Below are 14670 nucleotides of genomic sequence, written 5' to 3'. Positions count from 1 at the left end.
GCGATCGACTATGCGGCCAACGGCATTCGCATCAACTCCGTGAACATGGCGCAGACGGCCACGCCCATGGTGGCGCGCGCGCTGGAGTTGGTCACGCGCAAAATGAAGGATGCCGGTGGCGGCCCCAGCATGAGCATGCTGAAGACCAATAGCCTGCTTCAAGCGGCAGACTCGCACAAACGTGATGCCACGCCGGCCGAGCAGGTGGCCATCATGCTGTTTCTATTGTCCGACGAGGCATCCAACATAACCGGTGCGGCCTACGCAACCGACGGTGGCTGGACAACATATTAACGATGAGTGCTCTTTCGTTGATTTCCATCTCTAAGAGCCGCTAGCGCCACCTCCCTTTGAGATCAGCCAAAAACATTTATGCTTCTAGCCCTCATGGCAAGACAACCCGTTAGCAAAGAACTGTGGCGACAGCTGCAGCCCCTGATCCCAGCCTTCACTCCTTCCGTCAAAGGTGGCGCACGTAAGCTCACCGTGAACGATGAAGCAGCGCTCAATGGCATTCTGTTCGTGTTGTAAACAGGCATCCCATGGTAAGACTTGCCTCAGTCCTTGGGTTGCGGCAGTGGTATGACCTGCTGGCAGCTTAGATGACTCCTCGGTGCCAAGCCCCCGAGGGGCCAGGAAACGAACCCCAACCCCACGAACAGAGGCAAGCTTGGCTCCAAGCGCCACCTCGTTGTAGATGCCAGGGGCATCCCACTGTTGATCCTCGTCGGTGGTTCCTGGCCAACCTGTCGATGATGGCCTGTGCGTCATCACGGACCTGCCAAGCAGGAGCATGCTTGTGAAAGAAGCCACCTAGCGAGCGCATCGCCTTCACGCACAGCGGATCGTAGGTGAAACTCACTGCCCAGGTCCCACGCGCCAGATCGCCCTTCGCCAGCGGAAAGATCTGGACATCCAGCAGCTGTGCGAAGTAGTCTGAATCGGGAGCCGAGATAGCCGCACGCAACTGCACGTCCAGCTGCTCAGTGTCCACGAACTGACCAGCGTAGGCTTGCTGTATGGCGCTTTGGACATAGGCTGCATCAGCGGTTTGAAGCAACCACATGCGACGAGATCCACTCCACCAGGCATCGTAGTGGGCCAATGGACGGCTCATGCCAGGAACGGTCAGCAGCTGCAACCCTAGCCAGCGCCCATCGGACACAGCTTTGACGAGTAGATCGGGGGGACGGATCGTGACTGGGGCGACTCTGATGGCCTTACTTGAGTCAATCATCGTGACCGTCAGTCCACAGATTGGCGCGTGGAACGCAGCTCCGGGGGCTCGTAACCCCATCCACTTGCCCAGGTCAGTGCCCAATGCCTGCAGGCTTCGGAGGCATTGAGATCCGAGACTAAGGACTCAAAATCGCTAGAGCATTTCAGAATAAAGGCGTCGTAGGACTTACTGATCAAGGACAGGTTTCTATCGAACACGTCCCGGCAGGTAATGTCCCAAGCCGCAGCATCGAAATTCGGGTTATCTGGTCCAGAGTGGAATATCCCTCTAAGACTCTTTTCTTTACGCATAAATATCTCCTGTGGACTCAATTGGCGACTGAGCATGTGCGCCACAGGAAAGGCAAAACTATTCTGTCTAAAGTAATGACGGACAAGCCATAGCTGCACCACAGCATCAACACGACTATCAAAGTCACCAATGAGCGTTGAGTCTGTTTGAGACTGACGGTTAGGCGGGTATGCCAAGTGCCATCGAACTGGAGCCTGCAATATCCCACGCATACATCCTTGCCCGTGGAGTCACGCACAAGCAAAAAAGCTGTCGCCTTCTCTTCGTCCGCGGAAGGTGATGCTGCCAGCACCATGGTGAATCGGCAATCGACAAGCAGTGTGATGTCATCCGAGGTCTGTTGAGCGGGATGTAATGGCAAGATGTGCTCCTAAAATGAAATATGCTATCTAGGCGGGCTGCATAGCAGCTGGGTATTCCGCAGACTCTTCGCCAGTGGGAATGTTCGATGGCCCAGTCGTGGTTCGGCGCGGAGCTTCGAACTCGATGCTCTTCACACGTGAGAGCTGCAATGCAACGTCATCGGCGGTAATCTTGAACACCTGCACCTGACCACCTGTCGCCTCGTCACGCGCCATGAACTCTCGCTCCTCACCGATCACCAGCACGCGAGCGCCTTTGCGGAGCAGCCGCGCGGCATCGCGAGCCTTGGCCCCGTAGATTTCCACCTCGCGCCAATATCCTCCGATCTGCTCCACCTCGCCTTGGTCATTGCGACCATATCGACCGAAGTACACACGCATGCTGGCCACCTCAAATGGACCGTTCTGGCCGGTCAGCATCTGCAGAGTGGGAGAGTTAGCCAGGTTGCCCTTGCCAATAAAAAGTTGCGTCATCACTCTATTCCTCATAGTGCGGATTGAACGCCTGAGCTGCTGCACAAGGTCAGCCGAGGTACGGATTCAAATAGGTGAAATCGGGGAACGTGGATAAAGAAAGACAGGGGCCTTGTCCAAGCCCACGCGAATACGCTTGATATCGCTACGCGTCTGCTGATGCTCCTCATTCAAGGCTACAGCGCGCTTGGAGGCTGCCATGCACCATTGACGGAGTTCAATAGGTAGGCCTGCCGCAAGCTTCTCGACCTCCTCAAAGCTCAAATGGCGATTCGAGCCCATGCGCTGGCGCCAGCGCAGAAAGACATAGCCCGTTGTGTTTTTCTGGTGGACAACCAGATAGAAGCTCAGGCCTGGAACAGATTTCGACTTCTCGGACAAGTCATGCATTTGTTTCAGGAGTGCATCGATGCCGTCAAGTTTCTGGCGCAATCTGGAGAGGGTGCCCCTACCCGTAAGGGCCTTTACGTCATCTCGATCTTGACAGTCTTGATCCGCCAGTGTTTGGCGGCCCCACAGCACATTGTTGACGACTCGGCCACGACCGGTGTGCTGCAAAGCCCCTTTGAATTCCAGATCCCTTATCACACCAATCCCTTTCAATATCAGTTCCAAACGACTACGCTGTTTCTCAAACAGCAGTAGCTGTTGCCTCAGGGCCGTTCGATGCAAATTCGTCGGAGCCATGCTCTTGCGCCTGCTGCAATTGGTCGCCGACTTGCTGCAGCAACGCCCGTTCTGCTTCGCTGATGTTGATGAGTCGGCGCGAATGAGATGGCTTCACCTCGGCCTTGTAGATCTGGGCTGGCACTGCGCCAAACGTGCTAACCACAAACTGAATGCGCTTCGCCGCCTCCGGGTCCGCGCTAAACCAATCGGAGCGACTCAGTTCACGAATCTCTGGGCGGGCAAGCCATTTGTCGAATCGGGCGGTGCCATAAAACACGCCAAGGATGGCGCGGCTAATTGCGCTCAGCACAGCACGAGCCTGCTCATCGCTCAGCAAGTTCTTTCGCTGCAGGGTCTTCTGGATACGAACGAAGTAGTCGTAGTCCACGATCAGCATGGAAATCGCGTAGCCATATGGGCTACGGAAGCCGAGGTTCAGGGTCATCGGGCGAGCGGACTGAACGATGCTCAGGCTCAGGCCGCGCTTGCGCTGGCTCACCAGCAGCTCCTCGGCTTTGGCGATCTGAGCACGCAACGAGTCTTGAACTTGCGAGATTCCATACTCATGGCGCACCAGAGCCCAGTCTGCATATGGATTGTCACGAGCCGTCAGCACCCAAAGATTCCGCAGCGATGAGGCCACGCGCTTTCCACCGATGATGGCGTTCAAGCGCTTTTCAGGCTCACCAGATCGGCCCTGAAAAAGTCGGTAGGCCTCGATGGTGTGAATGGTCATCTGGTCCACGCCTTCGTTCGTCAGTGGCCCCAGATCATCAATGCCTTGCGCTTCGGAGTTCGTCACCACCGCGTCCGCACCACGACGATCGCGTCGCTCCGCTTGCATCTTCTGGAATTGCTCTTTGCGATCTTCCAGCTCTACATAGCGATCAAACAAAGGATCATCTTCAGACGCGCCAGCCTGGATGAATGCCGCCAAAGCAACTTCTTCACAAGCAATTGAATAGCCGTCACGAAATGGCGAATTCGTCTCAGTCGTAAATTGAATGCCAGGTGTACCAGCACACAAGACACCAGCCAGTATTACTGGCTGAAAGCTGGATTCAGTTTTTTTGCGATCAGTAGCCACGGTCTTCTCCTTAAATTCAATATTTCGTCTATCCAACGTCCGGGATTTCTCCCGATCTGCCGCCCTCGTCGGCACTGGCGTTCCCTATTGCCACTTGCGCAGCTTCTTTAGCGATGTCTTCATTCCAAGCATCGATAAATGGAAAGTGCTTCTTGCTGACTGATGGCAGCCGCTCGGCAATGGGCTGTCTTAGTAAATCGAGTACAGCATCGCAATTCACTGTCACCAGCGTTTTCGTGTTCTTCTGCACGCGGACATTAATAAATCCGGTCTCTTGCAACCGCTGGAGAGTTCGTTTTACGGTGGGTAATGGAATGGTTCTGCACAGTTCGACTTCAGTGATTGACCCAGACGTAATGGCGATCTCTCCAATATCTCCCCGCTCTTTGAGTAAGACCCAAAGAACCGCGGCATCCGTGTAGCTTCTGAATTGCTGAACGAACTGAATAAATAGATCATTCCCTGATTTCTGATAGCTCATATTGCTTCTCTAGAAAATTGCTGTGGCTCATTTCGAGCTACGTGGCAATGATTGCCGCGTGGTTCATTTCGAGCCACTCGGCACTGAGTGCCAGATGGCCCATCTCGGGTTATTCGTAAGGCATCGCCTAGGCGAGTTACAAGACGGCTGCCCATATACCGTGGAAGAAACTGACGGCATCTCATTTCTTCGCCATTCCGACCTTTGCCGCCCGCTCATTGCGAAGTGCAAGCAACTTCGCGCGCGCCGCTTCTTTGTCGAAAGGCTCACCAGCTTTGACGGCCACTGGCGTAGGATTCGCGACGGCGTTGGCCGATCCCTCGTGAAAGGCTTTCAGCGATGCTTCTTTCTGGGCCTGTTGAGCATCGGCCTGTTTGGCCAACTCAATACGCTCTGCAACGATGACGGGGGCATACGCCCAGATGCATTCGCCGGCTTTATATTTCTTCACCACACTGTTTAGCCAGGCCACCGGCGATTTCACTTTATGAAATCGCCGGTTCGCACCTTCCATCTCGTCCAACGCTTGCTGTTGTTGCTCAAGGGGAAACTTGGCCAGCACCTTGGAGAGGGACGCGTGCAGTGACTTCTCAATCCAGGTTGGGAAGATGAGGCCAGAGGCAAGTTCGGCATTCAGCTTGTCCGAACTCGAAGACTTACCATCCTCACTTGCCTGAACGTCAGCCGTGCTGCTGGTGTTCGCCGGCGAAGTAGTAGTGGATTGAATAAAAGTCCTTTGTATATTGATTGCGGGAAACGGCAGATCAAGCCTGCAGGTTTCGGCCAAAGAGTCAGGCTCTTGTTTGCAGGAAACGGCAAACGATTCCTTCGCTCCACCCTCGCTACCCTTATCGCTAAAGCTCTTCGCTAACTCCTTGCTGACATTGGAGATTTGCGCCGACTTGGCGGCCTGCTCACTGATCGAAGGAGTAGCTCCAGCTTGTCGGATTTCGACAGGTTTGTGAGGCACCAATTCGTCGTTCAAGAAAGACAGCAAGAGATCGCGCGGGCGGGTAGTAGGAGGGGTCGCGGCCAGTCCTAGCGTCGCTTGCGAGAACGCGAACGAAAGCCCGGACAGATCCAGCGTCTGCTTCGTGGCTGGACCGCCATTCGACGGTGCAGCCTTCGTTGACGCCGCAGGAGTGGCCTTATCCGCTTCAGCCTTGCGAGGCAAAGGCTTGATGCTTTGCCCACGCAGGCACAGCAGAATGGCGTCGAAGTTAATGCGGACCAAAGCTCCGCCGATGCCGACCTCGTTAATGAATCCCGCCTTTTTCAGCCGCTCCCGAGCATTGCGCTGGACCTTCGGACCGAGCACAAGCGCTGTTGAGATTTCATCCTGGCTGACCGGGATAGCGCCATCGGTGAGCTGGCCTAGCTTCAGACACTCCCGGTGCCGCTGCAGCAGATAGGCCAAGTACAGCCCGCTTGCGATGCTTCCAGCCACATCAGCCAGGGGCTTGTAGTAGACCTTGCAGCCCTTGAACCAGCTACTTGCCAAGTCCCATGTAAGTTTCTGCCCCTTGCTGCGCATGGCCATTGCCTTGGCGAGTGCAGGTACGTTCAGGCGGTAATTCAGCACTGCAGGACGCCCAACGAGCATCTCTTCGAGCACGCCCTCGCCCATCAGCAGCTCGCGCACACTGGCTTGCTCGGTGCGGGTCAGCCCAATGGCCGACTTCCACTGCTGCAAGGACATAAAGAACCAGCCACCGCGCTCGGGATGGTTGCGGAGACTGTGGCGCGTCCAGTAGAGCGCCATGCCCGCGAAGATGGCGGCTTTGTGGCCGAATTTTTCAGCCAGCACCGGATGAAATGGAACGAAACCTCGATCGTCCAGGTGCAGAAAAATCTGCTCGGCACCATGGTGGATCGGCGCATCCTCCTGCAGTTCATAACGAACTGTTGGAATAGCTGCGAGTGAAAGAGAGCCGCGCACTGACAAGCTCCATCAGTACGCAGCTGCGGCTACAGAGGTTGAGGCTGCGCTGCGCATTGCGATGGCCAAGGGCATGGCTTGCAGCTGCAAAAGTTCAAGCAAGCGTCGCTTCGAGATCCGATAGGTAATGATGCGGCCCTGACCAGCGTGCTCATGCAGGATGCCCAAGTCCACGAGTGTCTTGCGGCAGGTTTGCTGCTGTGCCCTCGTTATTCCGGTGTCCTTCGTGCAGCATGACGACGACATAAGGATTTCGAAAAAGTCCTCCGACTCGCTGCGACGCTCCCGCTCCATCGCATAGGTAAGCCAGAGTGCGCTCAAGACGTTACCAGTGAGATCCACGAAAGCGCGGTTGATGGTGATGGGCTCTTGGCCAATGAGTTCCAGGAACAGTGCGGACTTCAGAAATTCACTATCACTATTCGACAGCTGGGCGGATAAATTCTGGGTGTTCTTCATGTTCAAGCTTTATCGATAATGGTTGTAAATAGAACGTCCTACGGCTGATTTATTTGCCGACCGGGAAAGCGTTTCTCCTGGGAAGAGCCAGGCTACCCTCGTCTTCAAACTCTTTGAGCGTTGAATAAAGCGTGTCGATGGTATACTCCGAAAAACGAGAATGCAGCTCGAAAATCCAATCACGCAGAGATTGCCCAGGCACGGATTGGCTTGTAATTTCGGCCCAGGCTTGATGAATATGATCCCGAACATCAAACTGCTTTGGTAATTTGGCCCTCCCGCCAGTGACGCTTCCACCAACCAATTCACGCAACCTTCGAATATCGTCTGCGGAGCGCTTAAAAAGCCGGGTAATCAGTGCACGCGATGCGCCATTTCGCACAAAATATTCGCAAAGAGCATCGTCTTGCCGTTGTCGATCCAGGCCTTCTAGATGCTGCCGGAGTTCGCCAGGAGAAAATACGAGCTTAACCCTCGTTAACTTAGTAGAAATATCCAGAATATCGCGAGTCTTGCGATGCCGAAGTTGGTCGATCAATTCGGCATCGCAACCCATCTGCAATAACTGATCTATTCCATCCTCGGTTTCGATAGCACGAATCACCTCCGTCAGCAGCAGAAAATTCAACTGCGGATTCGTGTGAATATCGACGGGAACAATATGATCTGTCATTGCTTAACTAACGTGTTTATTCCGTAAATAACGGTTTATAGGCTTCGCGGCTATCCTCTTGCACGGCGATATAAAATTCAGCGAGTGTTTGCATCAGAGCAGACAAGCATCTAGCAACCGCCGCATTGCCGAAGAGATACCCATAATGGTCAGAAGTGACATAAAGCTGCCCATTCTTCCCGCACAGAATTGCTCTATCCGTGCATTCCTGGCGGAACGTATCAACGCCAGCCTGAATAGCCTTTACCCAGCGGCTTTCTGGGTCGCATTTCGAGAGTAGGCTTGCGTTGCACTGCCCGGTTTGCGTTGCAAGAAATGGCCAGAGATACACACGCAGAGTTTCGAGATCTTCGGAGAGCTTTTGATCGCCCACGTAAGACATGCGCTCCGGAATATCGACCATGAACCCGTATGGCAAACCCGGCACAGGCTTCACGAAGTCAGAAAGCGGCACGACGGCGTTGAGTTCCACAAGGTTCTGCGATAGACGTGCGGAAAACGCCGCCAACTTGTCTGCCGGCCCTCCTTCAGCCCCTTGCTTATCAGCCTTGCTGGCGGTGCTTTTGTTAGCAGGTGATGTACTTGATGTCGCACTGGCAAGCATCCCCGCCAGCGGCGCCTGCTTGGCTTGCTGTTGCTCCTTCTTGTTCGCGCTCTCTATCGAGCGCATGTCATCCACTGAAAGCTTAGGGTCCTGGAGGTAGGATTGAACGACTGACTCGATATGGTCGGCGGCAATACCAAAATGCTTCGATGACACCGACTGGATCTGGGTGAGCAGCGATTGAACATCCAGCTTCACTTCAGTCCGGCTTGAAGGATCGGCCTCGGAGTTTGCTTGCTCCATGGCCTCAAGATCGGTTGCGTGCATCAAGAAGATTTCTTCGACTGCTTCCTTGACTTCATCACGTTTATCGAACTTCGCCGCAATATCATGCAGGGCTGCAACTGTTGGTCGAATAGTCGAATTCACGTCATATGCTTGCAGCCAAGGGCCAATCAGTCCGAGATTTTCGACAGCGAAGATGAAATTTTGAACCATCCGAACGCCATAGCTCAATCCAACCTCTTTAAGTGCTTTATTCAGCTCGGTGGCCGAGAATGATTTAGCAGTCTGCTTCTCAATTTCGCGCTTGTAATTCATCACGCCCTGAGCTCGCTCCCAGAACGAAATATCACTTCGATTGTCGTTTTCGCTCAAGTGCGCGGCAATGACAGCAGCCTCGCCAGGCCACTTCCTAGTAACGACATGGATGCGCCGCAGTTTCTCGACGCCTTCATTCACCAGCTCTTTTGCGATCTCCACACGAGTATTTCCGCCACCATATGGAAAATACTTCTCCGTAGGGTTTCGACGCGTCACTGAGAACATATTTGTGATGCCGTCGACCTTCATACTCGCTTTTATTTCCGCCCGCTGAGAATTGACTTTCTTGCGAGGATTCATCGAATATTCATCAATATCAAACACATCCAAGATGATGATGGAGCCATCAATCTCATCCATCGGATCAAAAATGGTAGTTGATCTTTCAGAGTCTCGGTGAAGAGCTGCTTTAGCCGCCTCAAGACGTGCTTGATTTGGCGTCAGCTTTGGTTTATCAGGTGCGGTCATAGCTGACGTCCCTTGTTTATTTCCAGGGGACGTAGTTAGGTTTAACGAGGCTGCCCGTTCACGAGCAGTCATGGTTTCAGGTGTACGCATGCTTTCCTCCTAAATTAATTGGAGGGTGCATTCAGATCAATATATTGGGGGTGGTTAGATGCGTACATCTCCGACACGCTGGGCACAATTTCCCAAAGAAGGGAATGCAGCGTGTTGGACGCTTTCACCGGATCAACCCAATGCACTGGAACTCCGGCACTGGCCGCTTTTTTCCAAGCAGTTGCATCGGGAACATCGGTATCCAGCATCGTGATTTTTCCGCTCAGCTCAATGAAGCTTTCGCGAATCATTGCTGACATTTCCTTGCTATCGCTGGTCTTCTGGCTTTTATTGAGAAATGCCTTCATCTGAGGCATCTTCAAGCCCATGCTAGACACGCTATCGTGGCGTTCAATGAATGCCTTCACGTTTGCGATGAACTCGCGAGCAGAGATCATGTCTGGCGTTGCAGGCACAAGCAGCAGATCAGCAGCAACCACAGCAGCATCTTGCAGATGACCCACAGCACCTTGGGTATCAATAATGACCACGTCATATGCGCTAGCGATTGCAGGGTGCTTCAAGGGGTTCTTGAAACTGAACTGCATGCTCACTGGATTGCGATTGGCCATCCAGACCTGCAAAGACGAGTCCTTGGCGTCAGAGCGAACGATATGCAGGCAACCTCCCTCGCTCTTAGGTGCCTTCTCAAGCTTGCCTTGATAGGAAGTCGGTGGCAGTTGGCAATGCGAGATGCAGTCCGGGGTCAGTGCACCAGACTGCACCAACTGTGTGAGCCCAAAAGGTGCAGCATAGGAAAGCTGGTAATAGCGTGAGAGCGACGGCTGAATATCGCCGTCGATCAGCAGCGTCCTAAAGCCGATGTCGTGCAGCAGCCCGCCGAGATTCGCAGCTGTAGTTGTCTTGCCGACTCCGCCCTTAGAAGCCAGAACAGTGATGATGAACATTGAAAGTCCTCGTTGAATGGTTGTTGATCCATTCAACGGGAGCTGAAGTTCGCTCGCGCATTGGTAGGCCGTTGCGACCAAAACTGAGGCCGCAGTAGCCCTCAGAAGCCACCCATGTTCGATGGTTATTTCGTAACCTTCTGTTCAAACTCAAGCAAAAAACTTGACTTTTCACCTAAAAAAGTGTCAGAAAATATACATCGTATATAGATTATCATCGAGAGCTACGAAAGCCAAAGTTTCTTTAGACATACGGGTTGCGTCTTTATAAGCATCGGCAGGATGCTTGCGCCCTTAGCATCTAAGTGAGATAGGCTCCTCGTGACTATCTTTCGTCGTACCAACAGGAGAAAACTGATGATTGTTGAAATTGCAGACTTCAAGGTGGAGCCAGCCAAGCACAAGGATTTTGGAAGCGCCATTCGTCGGGCCGCAGATGCCGTGCTGAGCAAAGCCACTGGCTATCTCGGCCATACAGTCCTTGCCTGCATCGAGACCGAGGGCCGCTATGTGTTGACCGTACATTGGGAAACTCTGGACGACCACACGATTGGATTCCGCCAGTCCGCCGCTTTTGCCGAGTGGCGCGCCATCATCGGTCCTTATTTTGTGGAACCACCGCATGTAGAGCACTTCACCGTCGAAGACAGCCGGGCTGTCAAGTAACGGAGACGGCCCAGATTGGAGCCTTAACAGCCGCGGATCTCCATGCACAGAGCAACTGGCGCTCAAGCACCAGTTGCCATCATCTGCCCTTCTTTATTCGAAGATTGCTGAGTTTCTTGCTTTCTCGATGATGAGTTCCGCATCACGCTGGAGCAAAAGCCGCTTTTCAACCAGGCCTCGTGCGGCTGCTGAGACCGCTTGCACATATCCGTCCTGGTTGACATACAGCTCTTCGAGAGAGACACGTGTATCACCTGCCGCAATTCTCTGAGCTCGAGTTTTGTGGAACGGTATGTAACTACCCGTCAGATTAGACAAATCAACGATTTTGTCGCTCGCCACATAATTGAACTCAATACTTGTACCGAGCGGCGCAAGTGCTTCTACCGAGTGGATGCCGGCAATCGTGAGGCCGGTTCGAGGGTCAACCTGGGGCACCAGTATTGGATACTGCCGACCCGTTTGTCGGGGCGGCAAGATGCTTGCAATGCCTGACTCATCTTCAGGCCGGTATTGCGGTCCGAACTCCAGCAATTCGTAATTGTTATAGCGGGCGAGGTAGTTGAAAGCCGGTATGGCGGATAGACCCGTGCCGGATTTCCACTGGACTCCCTGCATTGCGGGGAACTGAACTGATCCGGGCTTGACCAATGTGCCGTCGGCCAGCAAAGGGGTCTGGCTTGCCGGAGGCTCTGTGCCTTTGGTAACCCAGTCTTCCAAGGTAAGGAAAAGAGCTCGGAATGTGTCATTGAAATGCACCACCGTTCCGGCAGGATAGACATTACGACTTGGTACGTAGCTGATGCTGGATTCGCCACCCGCCCCACCGTGTTGTGTGCTGGAGTAGTAGTAGATGCGGGCGTTGTCCGGTTGTGCAATGTCCCTGCTTCCTTGCGTATTGGTGAGTACGGGCGAACCTTGCAACTGCCAGAACTCCGTGCCTGACAGTCCCAGAAAGAACTTGGGGCAGGTATTGGACTCGCTGCAGCGACGCATGACCCCGCCTTCGCGGCCACTGATGTCATCGACATAGCTCTTGTCAAGGCCGCGTGGTGCGGTCTGGCCAAACGCGGTATGGTCGGTGCGCAGCCCCCCTCCCCCTCCCGGAACTGCAAAACGCGTGTTGACATTGGTTTGACGTGCCGCGACATGCGCATACATCCCGTCAAATACGCGTGAGCCGTCAGTTGCCTGGTTGAAGCCTAGATGCAGGAAGGTCTTCATGGCATTTCCCGACTGGGACGTACCTTGGCCAAGCGTGTATTTGATGCGCCCAGCCAACGGGTTGGGGCTGCCGTTGCTGTCCTTCTCTGTCGAGCGGAAGAAATGAACAGCATCACGCAATGCAGCAAGCCCGACTCCCATGACTTTGGGGTCCTTGGCAACATAGACCAGTTCATACAGATACAAAGGATCGAAGCCATCCTTCATGCAGACTTTGCCTGCATCTGCGATGCCTGGAAACGGTGCGCTTGAAGTGCAGTCCGCAAACTTCCAATCAGATGCGGGAATCAGTTCTCGCTTGTCCGTTTCATTGATGCGCCGAGTTAACGAATAGCCAGGGGCGGTATTGTCTAGGCTGGCTGGCGCGTATGGAAGCATAGTTCCGTTGAAGACACCACCAGGCAGGCCCATCGTTGACGTGGCAGTACCTGGAACCAGCTCGGTGCGATATGTGCCGGTGATGCTGCTGCCATCCGTATTGATTGCCACTGGCACTTTTGCCGTCAAACGCTCGGCAGAGGATTTGGGCACATCGCCTTGCCAAGCCGCATACAACATCACGTAGCCCCGTTCCATGTAGACAGCGTCACTTGGTGTGCTGCTGGGATTGGGCATGGTCAGGATGTTGCCTCGATTCGGAGCGTCGTAGCGGAGCACGCCGCTGGCTTTGGACATGTTCTTGGGCTTGAGAAGCACGAAGTCCGTTGAATACTCCACCATTCCCCTGGCGTTGACCGGAGCAAGCTCCAGATCTTGAATGATGCGGTTTCTGGCATCTTTCGGGTCGAGCTCCCCAGAGATTGTTCCGCTGACTTTCTCATAGGCTCCAACGCTGCCATAGGTTCCAGGAAAATCCTGAGTGGACGTAATCTGGATAGCCAGCCTGGGCTTGGCAGATTCATTGACGGACTTGCCGCCGTCGCCTCCCCCGCATCCCGCGGCGATTGCCGCTGCCATGGCGGCTATTGTCAGCTTGAACGCATGCATGTTTGTCTCCTTGTTTTTATCGATGAGCCAGGTTTCAGAACGGCGCTGCTATCCCTTGGCATCTGGCGGCCAATTTGAAGATGGACTGGATTGAGTGTGAGCGGCCCGGGTGCTGGGCCGCTGCGCGGTCGCCCGCCTTATTCAGGCGTGATGCCTGCCGCCTTGATGACCTGTCCCCACTTGGTGGTTTCTGCGGCCTGGAACTGTGCCAGCTCCGAGGCAGAGGTGGTCCAGGCTTCGGAGCCGGACATATTGAAGAAGGACTTGGCCGCAGCGCTGTTCACCGCCTTGGTCAGCAGTTGATTGAGTCTGGCCGCGACAGGTGCTGGTGTATTGGCAGGCGTGTAGGCTGCAAACCAGTAGCCCATGTCATAGCCTTTGACACCGGCTTCCGCGATGGTCGGAACATCAGGCAACTGTGCGCTGCGCTTTTGAGTGGAGTAGCCCAGCGGGCGCAGCTTACCGGCCTTGATTTGAGGAACGCCCGTCGAGACGTCGGTAATCATCAGGTTTATTTGTCCGCCGAGAAGATCTGTGAGGGCGAGCGGATTGCTCTTGTAGGGAACGTGAAGGATGTCGACGCCAGCGAGTTGCTTCAGCATTTCGCCAGCGACACGGCTTGAAGAGCTGCCGCTGCCAAAACTCAGCTTTCCGGGATTGGCTTTGGCGTAGCCCAGCAGATCGCCTACGGACTGATAAGGCGAAGTCGCAGGAACGACCAAGACCTGTCCGCCTTTTCCGAGACCCGTGATGGGTGTGAAGTCCTTGACAGGATCGTACGACAGCTTTTTGTATAGATGCTCGTTGGCAGCATGCGTCGTATTGGTCGTGATGAGCACGGTGTAGCCATCAGGCGCGGCCTTGGCCACTGCTTGCGCCGCAATCATGCCGCTGGCACCGCCTTTGTTTTCCACCACGACCGGCTGCTTGGTTTGCTCGGAAACGGCTTGTCCCAAGGCGCGTGCAAGCTGGTCTGTGGCACTGCCGGCGGCAAACGGCACAACAAAGGTAATAGGTTTGTTCGGAAATTCGCCTTGCGCAAAGGCCAAGGGGCTGAGCGCCAGGCTTGCACCGCATGCAAGAACAGTGCGTCGTGTCAGAAATTTCATGGTTTGTCTCCTAGTGGTTGTTGTAGAAAATTCAGGCGCTCGGACCGACAAGCAGTGACTCGAGATGGCATGGAACCACGACAGGCATTTCAAGTACCCTGAAGCACAGCGTTTTTCCATGGCTGTCAAGATTCAGCGAGTCGTTGACCCCCCCATCCAGCACGTTGTCGAGCACCAGATTCATGGCGTGGAGCTTGGGTAGCAGGTATCGCCGAACATGGCTTGGCTTGCGGTCTGCAAACAGGTGCATCACGACGTGTTCGGTGACTTGTTCGCACACCACTTCCCACAAATCCGGATGCCATGCAATGACACTGATATTGGAGCGGTTGCCTTTGTCACCCGTGCGTCCATGCGCAACTCGGTAAAGGGGAACGGTAAGGGTTGAGTTCATGG

The 14670-nt window shown here is 54.3% G+C and carries 16 protein-coding genes and 1 pseudogene; 3 read left to right on the top strand and 14 right to left on the bottom strand.

Going from position 1 to position 14670, the window contains the following annotated elements; translation table 11 throughout:
• Positions 1-294, top strand: a 294-nt coding sequence (locus tag ACLBXN_RS23250) for an SDR family oxidoreductase (protein WP_447613725.1), incomplete at its 5' end; no start/stop codon positions are given.
• A 93-nt stretch (positions 295-387) separates the two neighbouring features.
• A pseudogene (locus tag ACLBXN_RS23245) lies at positions 388-738 on the top strand (transposase); the annotation flags it as partial.
• 507 nt (positions 739-1245) lie between these two features.
• Here the strand turns inward: ACLBXN_RS23245 and ACLBXN_RS23240 are convergent.
• The 11 genes from ACLBXN_RS23240 to ACLBXN_RS23190 all read right to left on the bottom strand — a co-directional run bounded on the left by ACLBXN_RS23240 (position 1246) and on the right by ACLBXN_RS23190 (position 10288).
• Positions 1246-1530, bottom strand: coding sequence for a hypothetical protein (locus ACLBXN_RS23240; protein ID WP_447613724.1), 285 nt, complete (start codon positions 1528-1530; stop codon positions 1246-1248).
• Positions 1531-1547: 17 nt separating this feature from the next.
• Entirely contained in the window at positions 1548-1892 is a 345-nt protein-coding gene (locus tag ACLBXN_RS23235; RefSeq protein WP_447613723.1) for a hypothetical protein, read from the bottom strand.
• A 28-nt stretch (positions 1893-1920) separates the two neighbouring features.
• Positions 1921-2367 carry a single-stranded DNA-binding protein gene (locus tag ACLBXN_RS23230; RefSeq protein WP_447613722.1) on the bottom strand — a complete coding sequence of 149 codons (447 nt, stop codon included), beginning with the start codon at positions 2365-2367 and terminating at the stop codon, positions 1921-1923.
• 66 nt (positions 2368-2433) lie between these two features.
• Entirely contained in the window at positions 2434-2982 is a 549-nt protein-coding gene (locus ACLBXN_RS23225; protein ID WP_447613721.1) for a hypothetical protein, read from the bottom strand.
• A 16-nt stretch (positions 2983-2998) separates the two neighbouring features.
• Complete coding sequence (locus ACLBXN_RS23220; protein ID WP_447613720.1) at positions 2999-4123, bottom strand: PFL_4669 family integrating conjugative element protein; 1125 nt, start codon at positions 4121-4123, stop codon at positions 2999-3001.
• A gap of 28 nt (positions 4124-4151) precedes the next feature.
• Positions 4152-4604 carry a hypothetical protein gene (locus ACLBXN_RS23215; protein ID WP_447613719.1) on the bottom strand — a complete coding sequence of 151 codons (453 nt, stop codon included), beginning with the start codon at positions 4602-4604 and terminating at the stop codon, positions 4152-4154.
• Between the two features lie 181 nt (positions 4605-4785).
• Entirely contained in the window at positions 4786-6543 is a 1758-nt protein-coding gene (locus ACLBXN_RS23210; RefSeq protein WP_447613718.1) for a hypothetical protein, read from the bottom strand.
• Positions 6544-6555: 12 nt separating this feature from the next.
• Positions 6556-7002, bottom strand: coding sequence for a hypothetical protein (locus ACLBXN_RS23205; RefSeq protein WP_447613717.1), 447 nt, complete (start codon positions 7000-7002; stop codon positions 6556-6558).
• A 49-nt stretch (positions 7003-7051) separates the two neighbouring features.
• Positions 7052-7675 (bottom strand): STY4526/YPO1902 family pathogenicity island replication protein, encoded by a 624-nt coding sequence (locus ACLBXN_RS23200; protein WP_447613716.1) that lies wholly within the window; start codon positions 7673-7675, stop codon positions 7052-7054.
• Between the two features lie 16 nt (positions 7676-7691).
• Positions 7692-9380 (bottom strand): hypothetical protein, encoded by a 1689-nt coding sequence (locus tag ACLBXN_RS23195; RefSeq protein ID WP_447613715.1) that lies wholly within the window; start codon positions 9378-9380, stop codon positions 7692-7694.
• A gap of 14 nt (positions 9381-9394) precedes the next feature.
• Complete coding sequence (locus ACLBXN_RS23190) at positions 9395-10288, bottom strand: ParA family protein (protein ID WP_447613714.1); 894 nt, start codon at positions 10286-10288, stop codon at positions 9395-9397.
• Between the two features lie 357 nt (positions 10289-10645).
• On the opposite strand from ACLBXN_RS23190, the gene ACLBXN_RS23185 reads away from it, so the two are divergent.
• Positions 10646-10954 carry an antibiotic biosynthesis monooxygenase family protein gene (locus ACLBXN_RS23185; RefSeq protein WP_407716196.1) on the top strand — a complete coding sequence of 103 codons (309 nt, stop codon included), beginning with the start codon at positions 10646-10648 and terminating at the stop codon, positions 10952-10954.
• 93 nt (positions 10955-11047) lie between these two features.
• Here ACLBXN_RS23185 and ACLBXN_RS23180 read toward each other — a convergent pair whose 3' ends face one another.
• The 3 genes from ACLBXN_RS23180 to ACLBXN_RS23170 all read right to left on the bottom strand — a co-directional run bounded on the left by ACLBXN_RS23180 (position 11048) and on the right by ACLBXN_RS23170 (position 14668).
• The gene (locus ACLBXN_RS23180) at positions 11048-13165 is read right to left on the bottom strand and encodes an alpha/beta hydrolase domain-containing protein (RefSeq protein ID WP_447613713.1); all 2118 of its coding nucleotides are present in this window, start codon (positions 13163-13165) and stop codon (positions 11048-11050) included.
• 137 nt (positions 13166-13302) lie between these two features.
• Positions 13303-14274 (bottom strand): Bug family tripartite tricarboxylate transporter substrate binding protein, encoded by a 972-nt coding sequence (locus tag ACLBXN_RS23175; RefSeq protein WP_447613729.1) that lies wholly within the window; start codon positions 14272-14274, stop codon positions 13303-13305.
• Positions 14275-14305: 31 nt separating this feature from the next.
• On the bottom strand, positions 14306-14668 hold the full coding sequence (locus ACLBXN_RS23170) for an AtuA-related protein (RefSeq protein WP_447613712.1): 363 nt from the start codon (positions 14666-14668) through the stop codon (positions 14306-14308).
• Positions 14669-14670: the final 2 nt, after the last annotated feature.

Source organism: Comamonas sp. C24C, assembly GCF_053345995.1.
The sequence above is the reverse complement of the archived record's forward strand: the minus strand, read 5'-3'. Positions and strand labels throughout refer to the sequence as shown.